13 protein-coding genes are annotated in these 18,579 nt (G+C 37.2%); 8 read left to right on the top strand and 5 right to left on the bottom strand.

What is annotated here, in order from left to right; all coding sequences use genetic code 11:
- The first annotated feature begins 74 nt into the window (after window positions 1-74).
- The 4 genes from B1728_RS28650 (at window position 75) to B1728_RS28665 (ending at window position 5,523) form a co-directional block, all read left to right on the top strand.
- Window positions 75-1,550, top strand: coding sequence for a hypothetical protein (locus tag B1728_RS28650; RefSeq protein ID WP_079913854.1), 1,476 nt, complete (start codon window positions 75-77; stop codon window positions 1,548-1,550).
- Between the two features lie 169 nt (window positions 1,551-1,719).
- Window positions 1,720-3,981, top strand: coding sequence for a DUF6311 domain-containing protein (locus B1728_RS28655; protein WP_079913855.1), 2,262 nt, complete (start codon window positions 1,720-1,722; stop codon window positions 3,979-3,981).
- 22 nt (window positions 3,982-4,003) lie between these two features.
- Window positions 4,004-4,894: a UTP--glucose-1-phosphate uridylyltransferase GalU gene (gene galU / locus B1728_RS28660; RefSeq protein ID WP_079913856.1), complete on the top strand. Its 891-nt coding sequence runs from the start codon at window positions 4,004-4,006 to the stop codon at window positions 4,892-4,894.
- A gap of 407 nt (window positions 4,895-5,301) precedes the next feature.
- On the top strand, window positions 5,302-5,523 hold the full coding sequence (locus tag B1728_RS28665) for a hypothetical protein (RefSeq protein ID WP_079913857.1): 222 nt from the start codon (window positions 5,302-5,304) through the stop codon (window positions 5,521-5,523).
- A 401-nt stretch (window positions 5,524-5,924) separates the two neighbouring features.
- Here the strand turns inward: B1728_RS28665 and B1728_RS28670 are convergent, their stop codons facing one another.
- From B1728_RS28670 to B1728_RS28690, 5 genes are all read right to left on the bottom strand, one after another.
- On the bottom strand, window positions 5,925-7,214 hold the full coding sequence (locus B1728_RS28670; RefSeq protein ID WP_079913858.1) for a UDP-glucose dehydrogenase family protein: 1,290 nt from the start codon (window positions 7,212-7,214) through the stop codon (window positions 5,925-5,927).
- Window positions 7,215-7,429: 215 nt separating this feature from the next.
- The gene (locus tag B1728_RS28675) at window positions 7,430-8,434 is read right to left on the bottom strand and encodes a glycosyltransferase family 2 protein (RefSeq protein ID WP_079913983.1); all 1,005 of its coding nucleotides are present in this window, start codon (window positions 8,432-8,434) and stop codon (window positions 7,430-7,432) included.
- A gap of 5 nt (window positions 8,435-8,439) precedes the next feature.
- Window positions 8,440-9,333 carry a lysylphosphatidylglycerol synthase domain-containing protein gene (locus tag B1728_RS28680; RefSeq protein WP_079913859.1) on the bottom strand — a complete coding sequence of 298 codons (894 nt, stop codon included), beginning with the start codon at window positions 9,331-9,333 and terminating at the stop codon, window positions 8,440-8,442.
- Window positions 9,323-10,483, bottom strand: a complete 1,161-nt coding sequence (locus B1728_RS28685) for a glycosyltransferase (RefSeq protein WP_079913860.1) — start codon at window positions 10,481-10,483, stop codon at window positions 9,323-9,325. Before B1728_RS28685 ends, B1728_RS28680 begins: the two co-directional genes overlap by 11 nt.
- A gap of 48 nt (window positions 10,484-10,531) precedes the next feature.
- Window positions 10,532-13,375, bottom strand: a complete 2,844-nt coding sequence (locus B1728_RS28690) for a hypothetical protein (protein ID WP_079913861.1) — start codon at window positions 13,373-13,375, stop codon at window positions 10,532-10,534.
- A gap of 1,316 nt (window positions 13,376-14,691) precedes the next feature.
- Between B1728_RS28690 and B1728_RS28695 the strand changes: the two genes are divergently transcribed.
- The 4 genes from B1728_RS28695 to B1728_RS28710 all read left to right on the top strand — a co-directional run bounded on the left by B1728_RS28695 (window position 14,692) and on the right by B1728_RS28710 (window position 18,553).
- A complete protein-coding gene (locus B1728_RS28695; RefSeq protein ID WP_079913862.1) occupies window positions 14,692-16,161 on the top strand; it encodes a LolA family protein in 1,470 nt (489 codons plus the stop codon).
- 325 nt (window positions 16,162-16,486) lie between these two features.
- On the top strand, window positions 16,487-17,674 hold the full coding sequence (alr, locus tag B1728_RS28700) for an alanine racemase (RefSeq protein ID WP_079913863.1): 1,188 nt from the start codon (window positions 16,487-16,489) through the stop codon (window positions 17,672-17,674).
- Window positions 17,675-17,917: 243 nt separating this feature from the next.
- Entirely contained in the window at window positions 17,918-18,199 is a 282-nt protein-coding gene (locus B1728_RS28705) for a CopG family ribbon-helix-helix protein (protein ID WP_079913984.1), read from the top strand.
- Between the two features lie 3 nt (window positions 18,200-18,202).
- Window positions 18,203-18,553 carry a type II toxin-antitoxin system PemK/MazF family toxin gene (locus B1728_RS28710; RefSeq protein WP_028553083.1) on the top strand — a complete coding sequence of 117 codons (351 nt, stop codon included), beginning with the start codon at window positions 18,203-18,205 and terminating at the stop codon, window positions 18,551-18,553.
- Window positions 18,554-18,579: the final 26 nt, after the last annotated feature.

Raw genomic sequence — 18,579 nt, forward strand, 5'->3', positions numbered from 1 at the left:
AAAACATCAGATATTTCATTGCTAGGTCAATAAAAAATGTAAGTTATTAAAAAAAGTAGGGTTGGTGTCGAAATTTGGGGTTTAGTGAAAAATTTTCAAAAAAAGTACCCAGAGGTATTTTAACAATAATCGCAATAATGATTCTCTTCAGTGTTCATTATGGCTTAGCAATGAAATTCCCAATAAATTCCGATAGTGCAAATGTGATAAATATGGCGGCTGAAATATATCATGGTAATGTTTTATTAAGTGGTTGGCAGGTTGGTCCTGAGCCGTTTTATACCTCAGACGTAATTTTCTATCTCATTCCTATGTTAATAACAGGATTTCATTATAAACTTGGTTATATCGTAACCGCGATAATGTATACGACTGTAGTAATCATGATTTTTTTACTAGGGAAAGAAAAGTCTTACGCTCGGTTTATTGTACTAGGTTTCGTTTCAATTCCATGCGTATTCTTGGCTCGGATGTCTCTAATCCCAGGCATCCATACGGGTTCAATGATGCTTGTTCTTATATCGCTATGGTTTCTATTTAAGAAAAACAGCATTTGGTTATATGGTCTATTTCTTTATTTGGCATCATTTGGTGACCCATTTGTTATTTATTATTTCGTTCTTCCAATGCTGATAACTGCTGCTTTATTGTTAATTAAGTCAAATAAAAGAGAGTATGTAAAGTGGTTAGCTGCCACGTTGACTCCAGTTATATTATCGAAGTTTACATTAAAAATTTTCGAACTTTCAGGGGGATTTACACAAATTGAAACATCTAAAGTAAATTTTGTTTCGTTCTCAGATTTAGGGAAAACCTTTATAATCACGATTCAAGGTTTACTGGAAATGTATAATGCTAATTTTTTTGGAAAAGAAGTGTTTTCTTTTGAAACACTTATTATTCTATTTCATTTTCTACTTTTCATAAGTATATTAATTGTTTTTATTAAAGCTTGTATAAACTTTACTAAACTTGAAGATTTATCTCAGTTTCTTGTAATTGCATGTTTAATCAATCTAGCTGAGTACATTTTCAGCAATCAGTCTTTCGATTTAGGAACGACGCGATATTTATTCCCCTTCTTTGTGTTTAGTGCTATCTTAGTATCGAGGTATCTAAGTATTGATTATTATATACGTAACAAATTGTTATATTATATGGTTATGGTTCTATTGCTAGTTTCGTTCGTATCACCGTTGAACTTTAAATACAACAGCAACACAGAGTTAGAAAGCTTTCTTATTTCTAAAGGATTAGTCAATGGATATGCCCCGTACTGGTATGCATCATCTCTAACTATATCAACTAAAGAACAAGTAAGAGTAAGTCCGGTTATGGTCAAAGATAATAAGATAAAGCCCTATTTAATGTATGCCAATAAATATTCTTATATAAAGGGTGGACAGTTTGTCTTATTTCCTAGCGATACTAACAATGACGGAGTGAATTTGTCCGTAGCCGAAAATACATTTGGGAAGCCGGATGAAGTTCATCAAATTGCAAACAACACCATATTGATTTGGAATAAAAAAATCATTTTAGATCTTTAAAAGAATGATAATAAGATTGATTTAATGAAGAGAAAGGTGTGCAGTAGATTGTTAGTTCTGGTGCATTCTATTTTTGCTTATATGGTAGTATGGTTGGAAGTGTAGCATGAACACTATTTCTTGATCAAAATTTTTTTTGTAACGAAGAATTTGAAGGGCAGTTGAATTCATGAAAATAAACAAAAATGGAATTCTTATTGGTATGGTCTTTAGTGTTATAATTTTTGGTTTACTACTAAAATATCAGTTACTCTCACTTAGTGTAGTATGTGCTTTAATTTTCGCCTTCTTTGTTCTGGAAAAACAGCAAAAACAATCAATACAACCAAATAAAACTATATTAGGAGTATGGATTAGTGGAATATTAGGCCTGTTATTCGCTGTGACTATTCTGGGGACAAAAATATTAAATCCTAAGTATATAGACTGGTTAATAGCAAAAGGTGGGGACTCTTCACAGCATTTTTTGGGATGGTACTTTTTCGAAAAAGAAAATTGGCATTTACCGTTTGGGGTTATTGAATCATTAAATACACCAGTAGGAACAACGATCACTTATATGGATTCAATACCTTTATTGGGGTTTTTATTTAAATTAATAAACTTTATTTTGCCAGAGCCATTTCAATATCTTGGTTGGTGGATATTATTATGTTTTATTTTGCAAGGCGTTTTTGGCTATTTATTGATAAGCCGGATTACGCCAAGTCTTTCACTACAAATTATAGGTTCTATGTTTTTTATCTTAAGCCCTATCATGTTAATAAGAACTGGTGGTCATGAAGCCTTAGCGGGGCATTGGATTATATTAGCCGCTTTATACGTGGCACTACATGAAATATTCAAACAACGATTATGGCTACTTCTTTTAACAATCAGTTTATTAGTCCATCCATATTTGTTTTTTATGGTATACCTCATTTATGTTGTAAAACTATTTCTTCTTCTTGTCTGTAAAGTTTATACATGGAGAATGGGATTTATATATTTTGTTGGCTCTATGGCTGTAGTATTGATAATTTTATGGTCAATAGGCTATTTCTACATTGGTAGTATTGGTGCACTAGGTGAACTAGGTTACTATTCAATGAATATTAATTCGATAGTCAATCCTCAAGGGTGGTCCAACGGATTTATAGCGAATAGACCAAATGCAACGAATGGACAATATGAAGGTTTCAATTATTTAGGTCTTGGTGTGCTAGGACTGGTGTTGCTATCCATTGTAATTTTATTGAAAAATATAGTGATAATAAAAGCATGGAAAAGGTTTATTCCTGTTTTTGTAATATGTATTGTTTGCACTATATTTGCTATAAGTAACGTTGCTACTTTCGATCAATTCACATTATTCAGCATTCATTTACCTGGAATTATTGCAAAAGTATTTAGTATCATAAGAGTATCAGGAAGATTTTTTTGGCCTGTTTACTACTGTATTATTTTCTTTTCTTTATTTATTGTTATAAAAAAAGTAAAGTTTAACTACCTTCCTTTATTACTTATAGTTGCATTGGTAATTCAATTTATTGATCTATCTGGTAAATATACCGAGTATCATCAATCATTTACAAAAGAAATACGATGGGAGAGTTTATTAAAATCTGAAGTTTGGAGTGAAATTGGCCAACAGTATAAACATGTTGTATTTATTCCCGCAGAGGGGAAATATGATAACTCATATCTATCTTTTGCGATGTTTGCTGCGAAAAATCACATGTCTATAAATATAGCATATGTAGCTAGAGATAATATCGAAAAGAGAGAGAGCTATAAAAAAAACCTATTATATGAATTTAATAGTGGGAAATGGGATAAGCAGACAGTTTATATAGTTAACGAATCACAATCTAATACAGTTGTAAATCATATAATGACTCAAAAAGATGATATCTATTTTAAATTAGATGGTTATAATGTATTATTGCCGGATGGTTATTCTAAAATATTAAATTCTAAAAATAAAGAGTATGCATTACAAAATAAAATCAATTATCCAATGTATAATTATGGAGATATTATAAAATTTGGAGAAAATCAAAATTTTTTGAAGTATTTAGGGGCGGGTTGGGGTACTATTGATAAGGATGGAGCATGGATTGAAGCTGAAACTGGTGAATTATTTGCAAAGGTAGAAAAGCCAAAGAGCAATTTAGTTTTAAAATTAACCAACTTAAGATATTTGTCTACGCAGCAACATAATAAACAGGATGTTTCAGTTTTTATAAATGGTTATCTAGTTGAAGACGTAGCGATAAATTATCAGGGTTATGAATCAAATATTATCATACCGAAAGAAATAATATCCGATGAATTATTTAGTATTAAATTTATACTACATGATGTTAAGACCCCTAAAGAGTTGGGAATTAATGGGGACACAAGAAAACTAGGTCTATGGATTGATTCTATCAGTATTACACAACAATAATTGTTTATGGAGGATTAACTAAATGAAAATAAAAAAGGCAATTATTCCTGCTGCCGGTCTGGGAACACGATTTTTACCAGCAACTAAAGCAATGCCTAAAGAAATGCTACCTATAGTTGATAAACCTACAATTCAATATATAGTTGAAGAAGCAGTGATGTCAGGTATTGAAGATATTATTATAGTAACAGGAAAAGGAAAAAGATCCATTGAGGATCATTTCGATAACTATTTTGAACTTGAAGAGAATCTTAGGGCTAAGGGGAAATTGGAACTACTAAGTGAGGTTCAGAAATCTTCTCAAATGGCGGACATTCACTATATTAGACAAAAAGAACCAAAAGGCCTCGGACATGCTGTTTGGTGCGCAAGAAAATTTATTGGAAACGAGCCGTTTGCGATTTTGTTAGGTGATGATATCGTACAGGCCTCTACACCGTGTCTTTTGCAGATGATGAATATTTTTGAAAATTATAATGCCTCGGTTGTCGGGGTTCAACCAGTTCCAACTAATGAAGTTTCAAGATACGGAATAATTGATGCTAGTTTAATAAAAAATCGTTTGTTCCAGATAAAACATTTAATTGAAAAGCCTGCAATAGATAAAGCACCTTCAAATATGGCTGTCCTGGGGAGGTACATACTAACCCCTGCTATATTTGATATCCTTGAAAATCAAGAAGTAGGGACTGGAAATGAAATTCAACTTACTGATGCTATATCAAAGCTGACCACTATGGAAAATGTTTTCGCATACCAATTTGAGGGAAAGCGATATGACGTTGGTGAGAAATTAGGTTTTATAAAAACATCTATCGAATTTGCACTTGCTAGAACCGATCTAAAGAATGATCTTTATATTTATCTGGAATCATTGTTAAAAGATCTCCATCATGCAGCTAATGCTAATTAATAGAGATTTGTAATTTATCACAGAGTTTAAGAGAACTATTAATAAGATCGCTCCCTAATTGTTAGCGATTAAATACCTGTCAATATTAGAAAATAAAAGACAAGTAGACGTAGGGATGTTTGCAGTAGAAGCGAAACAGGAGTGTATGTTTAATCAACAAAGGGGCTTTCTTTACCTGTTAAAATTACGGAACCCAATATTGCCGATCGCATGAAGGCAACCACTCGCGATATATATTCATGCTGAATTTCCAAGGACGGATTGTCGTGATTGCGATCGGATGATGTGGGGAATGTACCTTGAGCGCCTGATAAGCATCTGCACTATTTACCCTTTATTTCAATGCATACATTATTCAGTTGATCAAAGAATGCCGATAATGTCGTCAGCTGCTTAGGTGCGTGAACATGGTACAAGATCGTAGAATCCTGCTACATGAAAACGCCATCGCGGCGAAAGTTTTATTTTACGTGGCTAAAAGCACCCTCAGTGGAACAGCAGCCAAACGGGGTCATAACAAAGATCCCGAGCAGAAGAATGTGATCCTTATAACTAAGGGAAGGGACTACAATACCTGGGTGAAGTACAAGAAGCAATTTGAAGACGCTGATGTAAGCAAAAAAATGTGACAGAGGTCTTATGGACATGTCCTGGTTTTTATAAAAGGAGTGGAATAGAACTTCCCGAAGGCTACCTGCAAGAATCTACCACTAACTGGATTCGACGTTGTCACCTAGCTTCAATGTATGATGTCGCAAAATGCTACAGAAGCATTACAATGCGTTTCAGCGTTATAAATCCAAGCTTAAGAATGCTCTATTTTAAGGGCGTAAATTGCCTGTTCCAAGCTGCAAAGAGAAAAGCCCAGGGCACTGGCTCCCAAGAAGAATATCATTGGAACGGCGTAAGTTCTAGCAGGTACAAAGAATTTTTCCTTGGAATGAGAAAGGAATTGGCCAACAGCAGAGCCACGCATTGCTCGCAACTGAACCAATTCCCGTATCTATAGCTAAAGAGCCACATATCTAGATTAACTTCGACCAATTCCCTCATATACAAAACCACTACTTTTCAAGACCATAGGATTTAATACATTTCTAGCATCTATGACCACTTTTTTATTGACCAGTTCAGCTATCCTGCCCCAGTCAAGCTCTAAGAATTGCGGCCATTCTGTCATTAATACTATTGCATCAACATCTTTTATGGCCTTGTATACATCATCATACAAAGTAATATCAGAAACATATTCATAAGCTGCTTCCATAACAATAGGATCATATGCCTTGATCTGAATACCGTTTTCTTGTAACTGACGAATTACTGAAATCGAAGGCGCTTCTCTCATATCATCCGTATTTGGTTTGAACGCAAGCCCTAGAATTCCAACACTCCCCGTTTTGCCCTGCAAATGTCTCAATATCTTATGGACAAGTATTTTCCTTTGAGAAGTATTTATTTCTTCAACTTCTCTTAAAAGACTGAACTCATAGCCTTCTACTCTCGCCGCTGCAATTAATGCTTTCACATCTTTGGGAAAGCATGAACCACCATATCCAACTCCAGCATTCAGAAAATGGGGGCCAATTCGCTTATCAAGTCCCATACCCCTAGAAACCATCGTAATATCAGCATCTAATTTTTCACATAAGACTGATAGTGCATTTATAAAGGAAATCTTGGTAGCGAGAAATGCATTCGAAGCATATTTGATCATTTCCGAAGTTTTGAGATCAGTTTCGATTATCGGACAATTGAAATTATTATATAGATTTTTAATAGTATTCAGGCCATGCTGATCTTTTGATCCAATAATAATTCTATCAGGATTCATAATATCATTTACGGAGGAACCTTCTCTTAAAAATTCTGGGTTGGAAACAACACTATAGTTGAAATCTGCCCCTCTATTAGATCTGATGATTGAATCTATTTCATCACAAGTTCCTACAGGAACAGTACTTTTGACTACAATTATTGCATTATTTTTTAGATATGGAGCAATTTCGCTAACTGCGGCATAGACATATTTTAAATCCGCTTCTCCTGTCTCAGACATTGGTGTCCCTACAGCAATGAAAATAATTTCAGCATTACTAACAGACTCTGTAATTTCTTTAGTAAAAAATAGTTTATTTGCACGCATGTTTTTCTTTAGAAGATCTTCTAATCCAGGCTCATAGAAAGGAATATCTCCATTTTGAAGTCGTTCAATTTTACTATTATCCTTATCGATACATGTAACGATATGGCCTAATTCAGAAAGGCAGCAACCTGTCGTCAGTCCAACAAAACCTGTTCCTATTATAGCGACTTTCATTTTGAAACTCCTTTGTTTACTTTGTATTAGTTTAGGTTACTAGCATCTTAAAGTGAATAGTAAACATTTCGCTTTTGATCATTTGAAGAAGAGTACTTATCAAATTGACGAATAACAAGCAAAGCGGAACCACATTTGCTGATTTCCGCAACTTCCAGTCACGTTATTGATTAACTGTCGAGAATATTATTAACTTCTGATCACGATGAGAAATTTTATGAGATTTGTTTATTTATCTTAGCTTTGACTGCTTGTTGGTATTCATCATTGGGTTGTTTTCCCTCTTGAATCTCTATTCTTCTAACACGGTATAAAGTTTCCTCTAGTAATTTTCTATTATTCGAGATTAAATCAGCAACAAGACCAAGCACTCCTAATTGAAAACCTATTGTGATCATGGCTGAAGCTAAAATAAGGGACTGTATGTGCCCGTTGCCATAACCTTGGAGATAAAAAAATAGAAATCTGATGCCAACACCAAGCCCCAAAATAAATAGAATGAGACCGCTTGTAATAAACACTTTCATAGGACGATACATCGTATATATACGAATGATAGTTAACGCAGAACGTTTCATGTAGTTGAATATATTTTTAAATAACCTTGACTCTCTTAATTTTCCGTTGGTCCCGATTTCAACATGGCCTACAGCAATCTTCTTATGACCTGCCTGAATAATAGTTTCTAGAGTATATGTGAATTCTGAGACTACATTAATCCGAAGCGCGGCATCGCGTGAGTAAGCCCTGAACCCGCTAGTTGTATCTGGTACATCGGTTTGAGATACGATTCGTACAACCTTACTTCCGAATTTTTGGAAAAACTTTTTAACTGGAGAAAAATGAGCGATTGTATCTGTTTTTCGATCGCCTATGACGACTTCAGACTTCTTCTCCAAAATAGGTTTAATTAATTTTGGGATATCGCTTCCTTTGTATTGATTGTCTGCATCCGTATTAACAATAATATCGGCGCCAAGTCTTAAACAAGCATCCATACCGGCTTTAAAAGCTTCTGCTAATCCACGGTTACGCGGAAACTTTACAATATGATTGACTCCCATTTTTTTTGCAACTTCAATGGTCCTATCAGTACTTCCATCATCAATAATCAATAATTCAATTTCATCGATTCCATTTATCGATTTAGGAAGATCATTAATTGTTATAGCTAATGTATCTTCTTCATTTAGGCAAGGAATTTGTATAATTAATTTCATTTTAATCACTCCACTTTCTCTTTTTTTAATACGATACTTAACCATCCAAAGATAAATAAAATAGTTAATATCAGCAAAGATACAATATTTTGAACTGCAGTTACCAAAGCTGATTGTTCTGATGAGTATCCTAATCTACTTAAACCAACCATCCATCCAATTTCTTGAGTACCTACATTAATTCCATTAATGGGAATATAATTGCCAATAAATGCATAGTTAACGACGTAAATAATATTACTCATCGAGATTTGAACGAGATCGTTACTAACGAAGTAAGCAAAAAAATAAAGGTTGACATAGATTAAAAGTGAAATGATCTGTAGTACAACAATTTTATTCAGAGTAATTCTGGGTATATCCCCCAAATATTTTTTAATTAAACGAAGTATATATACATTATCGTTTTTTTTGGTTCGGAGAAAAAGTAAGATGATATAAGATGATGAAATAATAAATATTAAGAAAAAAAACAAGGAAAAGTACAGATGTTTTTTGTAATACTGAGTAAAAACCAATAAGTATACTATAGAAAGGGCATCCAACAATCTCATCAGAAATAGTGTAGAAGTTCCCACAGAGGTTGCAACCTTATAGTGTTTCTTAAGTAAGACAACATAAGAAATTTCGCCGCTTTTAAATGGAAGAATTCTGAGTAAAAATTGATATATCATCATAAATGGCATTAATCTCAAAGTATTTAAGTTTTCGAGTACTAACGATAGTCTATAGGCTCTCAAAATGAATTGAACCACATAAATTATGATGCCAATTAATATAGTGGATATACTAATTTTTCTAAAGGCTATCATAATGTCATCTATATTTATTAATTTTATACAAAGTACTAATACTATGATCGTAATGATAACAGAGAAGAGTACTTTTTTATTTATCATTTTGTTGTCCCTTCTTGGTGTTCACGTCTTGCAAAATTTGATGGCATAATTCGTCCCAACTAAATTTAGTTTTGAAATATTCTATATTTTCTGACATAGCTCTTTCTCGCGAATTTTCATAAAAATCAACTATAGATTCATAAATGGAATCACTACTTTTGCTTGGTACAGTGTAGCCAGTTTCCCCATTCAGTACAACCTCAGGAAGACCACCTACATCTGTCACAAGAACTGGTTTATTGTAGCTGTATGCAAGTTGAACAACAGCACTTTGTGTTGCGGTAGTATAAGGAAGAACAGCTATATCCGCGGCGCAGAAATATTGATGAATTTGTTCAGTTGGAACATAATGATCTATAATTGTTACATAATTATGAAGTGAGTATTCAGAGATAACTTTAAGGTATTCCTCCTTAGAACCTTTCATGAATTCCCCGACAATGAGTAAATGAATATCAGAAAATTTTTTGACTAAAGGCACCATGCTTCTTAATAAATACACTAATCCTTTATAGGGTCTTACAAATCCAAAGAATAAAAGTACCTTTTTATTGCGCAGGCCTAATAAATGCTGCGAACTATCCTTGGATACTTGCTTGGGATTTATTTCATTAAATGATGGCATAAGAGCCTTTTTAACTATCGCACCAGGGATAATTTTTTTTAAATTGTATCGATCTTCTGAGGAATGGACCAAGAACAGATCACCAAGTTTCAGTGTTTTACTAGTAATCCATTGTTTGATCCGGCTCGTCTCATGTTCGATAACGTTGTGACATAAGAACATAATCCTAGCATTCGTTTTCCTTCTAGTTAATGTACAAAGTACAATATACAATGGAGCGAAGAAAGTCACCCACCAAGGGACAATGATAAGTTCTGGTTGGTACTGACTTATGTGTTTCACAGCTTGAAACCAAGTTAAAGGGTTGATAGAGTCTAAGATTCGAAGAATATTGGGCTCATAAAGACCAATATTCTCCTTCTCTTCGTCACTTTTTCCAGGATACAAAAACTTAGGGTATTGTCTTCTAAACCCAATAAATTGAACTTGATGGCTATTTTTCAACAAAGCTCTATATAATAAAGTATTATAGTGTGATATTCCTCCACGATACGGATAGGATGGGCCTATCAAAGTAATCCTCATAAAAATCCCCTTGATTTTGTGAATTATATGTTTATCGTCATAAAACGATCAACTATTTATATGAACATTTATTTTTATAGGCATCTCACCAAAATCATAAAACCATCCTACACCTTCTTGAACTAATCCGATCCATACTTCATAATCTCCAGGTGGGAGCGGTTTACCGTCATAGCCTATAGGAGAAAGCTCAATTTTAGTTTGTATATTGTCATTCGGAAAAAGTGAAGATGGCAAATGTACTCGGCCCTCTGATAGCCTGTGACTCATGTCATTTTTATCAAACCATATTTGACCAATATTTACAGAATGAATATTAGTCCCTAAATAGCTGAAACTAGGAAGAAAATGGGCACCATTATTAGCCAAATTAATAGAAATACTTTTTGAATCAACTGGATTTATAGACAAATTATTAGAATCCTCAAGTTGAATATTCGTTTTGACATTATTAAGGGCAAAATTGGGTGTGATAGAGCTATCGATGATACGAACCATTTTAACTGCTACTCCTAAATCTCTAGTGTCATTTGTCCCCTCGATCACTTGTGCCGGATTCCATACGTTACTTTGAATTTCGAGCACGATTTTATTATCAGATGACTTTATATCATGAAGAGATAGTATTTTCTCAGTAGGACCGTTGATTATACCTGAAAATAGATTTTGACTATTTGCTGTAATCTTAATATCCTGAGGTTGTGGCCCTATATTGTTGATGGAGATTTGTACACTTGACGATTGATAGTCTGGTTCCACTGGGATTACTAGTACACCTTTCCCGTTAGTCCATCTAAACGGAACACCTAAGGAATCAACTTCTGTGTTATAGAAACCGGATTCTTCTACACCTATTACGGGGTAAGCGCCTAATATAGAATTTTGTTGTTTATCTAAATTACTTAATTTGTATAATCCTAAATGATACTGATTTTCAACCATCTCACTCGGTAGCTTATTCGGCACTTGCTCAAGATTACTAAAACGCAAATCAAAATCCTCTACCTTCTCACGTCCATAACCAAAAACTCCGATGTTGTCTAGCAGAAAAACATTCGTATCTTTTTGTTTGTTTATTTCATTTAGCAACTTTTTATAGCTAGATTCTCTTAGATGATTTAATTGAATTATTTTTTTATCAAAAGCCATGAATAGGGGAGTGTTAATAGTATCATCAGCATTAGAAATGACAATGGAGTTATCTGGTATCTTATTAGCTATGGTTGCAACCTGATTCCAGGAATTGTTATTTTCTTTTACTGATATTAGTGCTTTGTCTTGTTGAAACACATAGATGAACAAACTTAAACTAATTATGATGAGAAGAAACTTTCGCCGATTGTTAGAGAAAAGCGACGTGAAGTTGTAAAGCCCGTAAAAAGCCAAAAAAGTAATACCTGGAATTATAATTGGAATGAACCTTCGTATAGCCCAATACTGATCGGGTGATATTTGAGGATCGTATAAATATAAAGCAGAAAACCCTCCGATAAGGACGATCAGTGGGATAAGGCCCCACTCTTTTTTAAACATAATACGGTATAAAGCAGCTAATAAGCCACCGACCGCCGCATAAAAAATAGGAATTGATAGATACAAGCATATATTGATGATAGAGTTTTCACGGTAATTTCGAGTCCCATCTAAGAACGATCCCGGCCAATCATACGTAGAAAAGGGGCCAATGTGAGGCCTGATCAAATGAGCATATATGATCGCAATAAGACTTAAGCACAGTAAACCGTAGTATAAATATTTTGAACTCGATACTTTTATTTTCAGTTTTGATATAATAAATAAAATAATCAGTAAAAAAATTGATAGCAGACCTATTTTTAAAAGTTGATCAGATAAACCTAAAAAATATGGCTTGCTAAAATAGTAATAATAAGGAACTGAAAGTAAGATAAAAACTGCATTAATAATATGCAATTTATTCCACACTGCTTTTTCTGATGGCGAAATTTCTTTTTTAAGTAAATTAAAGATAATATGAGAAAATATTAGCATAGGGAAAAAAAGATAAACATCGATTCTTACTAAATAGGTCACTCCCCAAAGAAACCCGCTTAAATATGCAAACACACCGTTCTTATTCTGTAACGAAATAATTAATGATAAGGCTGCTCCTAAGACAAAGACTTGAGTAAGTGTTTCCGATAAAGTCATCCTCGAAATCCATAGTTGACTCAAATTAAATCCCAAAAACAACGTCGCCATAATCGCATATGGTTTTTCCATAAATATTTGTGTAATGTATCGAAGCATGATAAGCGAGAAAAACAAAAATAGAGTATTAACTCTAAAAAGACCTTCGATTCCAAAAGTAGAGTAACCATGTGCCAACCACGTTGAATATAAGTGAGAGAATTGTATGGTCATATGTTCCGGTGTAACGTAAAGTCCTGATAAAAAAAAGTCATAAAAATCTTCAGCATTAAGCAGAGGATAATTAGGATCAATTCCACCATGATTTGCTATATAGATTCCGGTATTTGCGTAGACGCCTTGGTCTCTTCCACCTAAAACGTTCTCATTAGGATAAATAATGCTAAATACAATCAGCACTAAAAGGCCTATGACGAAAATGGATTCCGATATATCAATGTTTAATTTAAATTTCTTAGACCGTAACCCTTTACCAATAAAATACAGTCCTATTAATGAGATTAACCAACCTAGATATCCAAATACTTCGCTATTGTAAATTCCTAATAGTACAGAACCAATAAGAAATAATGACCATATGGCTATTCCACAAACCATCATCAAAAATAAATGTGATAGGTCTGTTTTCGTTTCCTTTTGTACTTTGTTCTGTAGAAACAATTCAATCAGATACCCTAAAAACGGTATCGATACCCATAAACCAAGTTGTGCTAAGTTAACCATTGATTCCTCCTGCTGATCCAATTCTAGTTCTATAACCGAATCCATTAATTGATAACTAACTTTTACAACTACAAATTAACCTAAACTTCTTGCGACCTTAAAAGTCACGGCAAATATTTTCTTGCTGTTACAGAAAAACACCCTCTTTGCTTGGTATCATGGAAGTGTCAAGCAACCATGCAAACAAAGAAAGGTGTGTAACCCAATGGTACACTATCGGTCCCTACCTGACCTTCTACAGCCAATGTATTATTCATAGATATGGCCCAAAACAATTTGCAAAAGTAACAAAAAAACAAGCTGTATTATGTCAACCTCAATATGGCTGACTGATTTACCTTTCTTTTCGACTTCGGATTTAAATATAACATATATAAAAAAGTCCATAGATTTGTTGTCTTAAACTTACACTTGATGCAAATGTTCATTTCAGTTTTATATATGTTATCAGAAAATTATTAAGAAATGATTACTATTAAATGAATGTTCGCTGAAAATTCAGGATCTAAAATTATTTATCGGACCTCCCAACGTTATTTGTTAATGGTAATTTCCCCCTATTACAATATTGATTCTAGTAATTTGAGGTGATAAAAAATATCATCATTAGGTTTACTAACATTTACTTACTGCATATGGTAGAAATATCCGCATAAGTGCCTCATTTACTGACAAAACAAAGGAATTTAAAGTTTACCCGAAACACATTATTAATGTAAAGAGTAACTTATTTCATTTATCCTATCACTTTATTGAAGATAAGGAAATAAAGTACTTCATGATAGTCTCAGGACCTCAACAAAATTATGATTCGTCGTTACTAATTTCCTAGAAACATTTCTACCCATGTAATGATAGGTAACTTTGGAACCGTAAAACACATACCCGCATCTAGGAGCAGAGATATCAGTATGTTTGGGTCTGTCTTTTCATTAGGAGAAATAAATTGTTTGGGAGCTAACGGATAGGGATTTCTTGAGTAGTCTGTTCAGAGAATATCTCATCTACCTTTTTTTTCTTCTTATTAGATGCTTAAGCTGACTTGTGATGTACTGTCAGCACAATAGAAGGTTGTTTGATGAGCGGCCAGTTCATTCATAAATCACTTCATGAAGAACGATTTATTGGAGAACGATCCTTCTAGACTAAATATTTTCCGAAATGGCTCCTTTGAGGAAGAATCCCATTATTTCCTATAACCAACCGGTTATAGGAGTTTTTATTTCCTCCCCCAACCTTGTCTGCATAATTGTCCAAGTCCCCACATAGACATGTTATCAGTTGAAATTAACTTAGTGTGGTGGAGGGGATTCAAGATGCGGCGATTCACGTGGGTGATTGCCTTAGTGTTGAGCTTGAGCCTGGTTTTGGCGGGCTGCGGCAAGAAGGATTCGGGATCAGTGGTGAAGGATTTGGATTCGGTCATGAATAAGCTGCAGAGCTATCAAGGCAGCGGGCGGATGGTGCTGCACACGGGGCAGGAGCCGCAGGAGTATCAAGTGGAAGTATGGTACCAGAACCCTCATTACTACCGGATCTCGCTGACGAATGCCAAGAAGGACATTACTCAGATTGTACTGCGTAACGATGACGGGGTGTTTGTGCTGACACCTCACTTGAACAAGAGCTTCCGGTTCCAGAGCGATTGGCCGGAAAATCAAGGACAAGTCTATTTGTACCAATCTCTTATTCAAAGCATTCTGATGGACAATGAGCGTCATTTTACAACGGATCAAAATGCGTATGTGTTCGATGTTTTGGCGAATTACCAGAACGGATCGCTTGCGCGGCAGAAGATTTGGCTGGACAAAAAGAATTACGCGCCGCAGCACGTGGAAGTATCCGACGCGAATGCCAATGTGATGATGATTGTGGATTTCAATCAATTTGAATTCGGTAAGAAGTTTGATAAGGATTCCTTCGACATGCAGCGGAATATGACAAGCTGGAACATCATGTCCTTACCGACATCCGGACAGCCAGGCACTCATGATGCCGGAACGATAGACGGCAAGGCGGACAGCAAGGGAGCAGCCACCGATAAAGCTGCAGGCGCTACTAGCGGAGCGACCAGCAGCAGTGGTACATCCACAAACAGCGGCAGCGCTGCCAATGGCACAACTGGAGCTAAAGCTGGATCCGCCGCAGGCACCAACGGAGCTTCCAATGACGCAGCGAAGGGAACAATAGCCGGAACGTCTAGCAGCGGCAATGCTGGCACCACAGCACCGGCAGACAAAGCGACGTCTGGTGCAGCTAGCGGTACGGCAACCAAGGGGGCTGCTAATGGCACAGGTGCAGCTAATCCGACGAACGGGACGACCAACCCGCCAAGCGGTTCCAGCAGCGCTGCCAGCAGTACAGGAGCCAACGGAGCGGCCACGGGTGCCGCAGCAGGTACTACGGGAACAGCAGCCGGAACGAAAGGCGATACATCCAAACAAGGTCTGTCGTTTGGCGTTATCGAGCCGCATTATGTGCCTAACGGCGTGAAGAAGCAGGATGTCAAGATGATCAAGCTGGGCGATGAAGATGCGGTGATGCTGCGCTACTCCGGCAAGTACAACTATACGCTTGTGGAGTCCCGCCCTGAGACGCAAACCGTAACCTCGCTTCCGGGCAACATTGTTGATTTGGGCTTCACCCTGGCTGTTGTTATCGGGGACGAGAAGAAGACGATGACATGGACCTATGAAGGTGTAGAATTCCGGCTGTCGACGGCGGATCTTCATCAGACAGAGATGATTAAAGTTGCTCAAGCCGTCCAGGATGAGATGGGCAAGTAAGCATAAGGCAAGTAATTAATGGTCGCCTATCCTGAACCTTCCAACCCTTTGCTCTAGATTCAGATTGAAGCGGCAACAAGGCCGGAGATAAAGCGTACATTTCTTCCAATATTTTAGGTAAAAACGCGAGAAAAAGGCGTTTTGGCGCAATCTTTTTACCAAAAACTAACGATTTCCTGATAAGTGGATGTTCAAGATTTTGTTCATTGACACCTGTTGTAGATCGGATTACCATAGGTTTATTGAATGACACATGGAAAACGACAAGGGGGAAGTTCCCTGCTTAAGGGAGCTTCCCTTGATTTTCGCAGAAGAAGGTGGACTTATGGATTCGTTTTACCGGCCTACACGGGTAGAGATTTCCTTGGACGCATTGCGACACAATTTGTTAGGGTTTCGTCGAGTGCTGCCTGCCCAGGTGAAGATGATGGCCGTGGTCAAAGCGGATGCTTACGGGCACGGAGCGGTGGAGGTCAGCCGGGAGGCGCTGAAGTGCGGCGTCGAATATATTGCGGTGGCTTTTTTGGATGAAGGCTTGGAGCTTCGGCAGGCTGGGATTACAGCACCGATCCTGGTATTGGGGTATACGCCTCCGGAAGGCTTGGAGATGGCTTGGGAGTACGATATTACCGTCAATATGTACAGCCAGGAGCTGCTGGACGCATTTGAACAGCTGCAGCTGAGAGAGAAGCCGCTGAAAATCCATGTCAAGATCGATTCCGGCATGAACCGGTTAGGGCTTACAACGGAATCCGAAGCGATTTCGTTCATCGAACGGGCGCTTGCGATACCGGGGCTTTATGTCGAGGGGCTGTTCACTCACTACGCTTGTGCCGATGAAGAGGACAAAACGTATACGCTGGAGCAATACCGGCGTTTTGAAAGGATTGTAACCTACTTTGCGGAGAAGGGTGCGGAGTTTCCTTATGTCCATGCCGGCAATAGCGCGGCAGCGATTGATTCTCCTGAACTAACCTATAACATGGTGCGTCTTGGCATCAGCATGTACGGCTTGTATCCATCGGATGAAGTGAACCATCAGGTCATTGAGCTGGAGCCCGTGATGAGCATCAAAACGGGGGTCGTCATGGTCAAAACGCTTCCGGCCAACTCGGGGATCAGCTACGGGACGATTTATCGGACTCAAGGCGAGGAGACGATTGCTACGCTTCCGATCGGGTATGCGGACGGGTTCTCCCGAATGCTGACCGGCAAAGCGCAGGCGCTGGTGAAAGGGGAACGGAAGCCGATCGTCGGACGGATCTGTATGGACCAGTGCATGATGAATGTGACGGGGATTGACGATGTCCACAATGGCGAAGAGGTTGTTATCCTTGGCAGACAAGGGGAAGAGAAGATTACCGCGGAAGAGCATGCCGATTGGCTCGGTACGGTCAATTACGAGATTACTTGCATGATTTCTCACCGCGTACCGCGCGTATATATCCGTGACGGAGAAGTCGTATCCACGGTGAACCCGTTGATGCGTCAGGGCTGGAACGCCCGGTTATAGCAGCTCGATGTGAACATTTTCCAATCATTTTCATAGAAGCTCAGTAGAGGAATTTCGGGTTTGGCCGCGAATATGTATAATACATACTTCTGTGGATTCTTATGACTTGGAACTCTATGGTGTGGGAACAAGAGAGGTATAACATATTTGCTATACCTCTGGCATATACTCATCTTGTATAATTTTGCTGTATATTCGCCATAATGGTAATACTGTTTGTATGTTTTTGGGGGTGCATGCTTGGTGTCCAATGCGCAGAACACTAAACGAATCATGATCAGCTTACCGGACTATTTGCTGCAGGAAGTAGACGGTATTGTGGAAAAGGAAAACTCGAATCGCAGCGAATTTATTCGTCAGGCGATGAAGCTGTATTTGGTGGAACGGAAGAAACGTCACCTGAGGGAATCCATGCAGCGCGGATATATGGAAATGGCGAAAATCAACTTACACATGGCTTCGGAGGCATTTCAAGCGGAGGAAGAAGCGGATAGCACTCTTGACCGTTTAGTTAGCGGGGTGTAACTATTGATTGTCAAACGAGGCGATGTTTTTTTCGCAGATCTATCACCTGTCGTTGGTTCCGAGCAGGGCGGTATTCGTCCGGTGCTCATCATTCAGAATGACATTGGGAATCGCTTCAGTCCTACGGTCATCGTAGCAGCGATTACAGCTCAGATTCAAAAGGCTAAGCTGCCTACACATGTTGAGATCGATGCGGAATCTCACGGCTTTGACAGAGATTCTGTCATTTTGCTGGAGCAAATTCGCACGATTGATAAGCAGCGTCTGACAGATAAAATTACTCACCTTGACGAAGAGACGATGCGTAAAGTGGACGATGCATTGCAGGTAAGCGTGGGACTGATTGAGTTTTAACGCATTCATGGGATTGAAGCGAGGGA

The organism is Paenibacillus sp. 32352 (genome assembly GCF_002042965.1).
Classification (GTDB): Bacteria; Bacillota; Bacilli; order Paenibacillales; family NBRC-103111; genus Paenibacillus_S; species Paenibacillus_S vulneris.

Coding starts and splice junctions, on each gene's coding strand:
- B1728_RS28655 (WP_079913855.1), top strand. CDS start 1,720: ATGAAAATAAACAAAAATGGAATTCTTATTGGTATGGTCTTTAGTGTT.
- galU (WP_079913856.1), top strand. CDS start 4,004: ATGAAAATAAAAAAGGCAATTATTCCTGCTGCCGGTCTGGGAACACGA.
- B1728_RS28665 (WP_079913857.1), top strand. CDS start 5,302: ATGGTACAAGATCGTAGAATCCTGCTACATGAAAACGCCATCGCGGCG.
- B1728_RS28670 (WP_079913858.1), bottom strand. CDS start 7,214: ATGAAAGTCGCTATAATAGGAACAGGTTTTGTTGGACTGACGACAGGT.
- B1728_RS28675 (WP_079913983.1), bottom strand. CDS start 8,434: ATGAAATTAATTATACAAATTCCTTGCCTAAATGAAGAAGATACATTA.
- B1728_RS28680 (WP_079913859.1), bottom strand. CDS start 9,333: ATGATAAATAAAAAAGTACTCTTCTCTGTTATCATTACGATCATAGTA.
- B1728_RS28685 (WP_079913860.1), bottom strand. CDS start 10,483: ATGAGGATTACTTTGATAGGCCCATCCTATCCGTATCGTGGAGGAATA.
- B1728_RS28690 (WP_079913861.1), bottom strand. CDS start 13,375: ATGGTTAACTTAGCACAACTTGGTTTATGGGTATCGATACCGTTTTTA.
- B1728_RS28695 (WP_079913862.1), top strand. CDS start 14,692: ATGCGGCGATTCACGTGGGTGATTGCCTTAGTGTTGAGCTTGAGCCTG.
- alr (WP_079913863.1), top strand. CDS start 16,487: ATGGATTCGTTTTACCGGCCTACACGGGTAGAGATTTCCTTGGACGCA.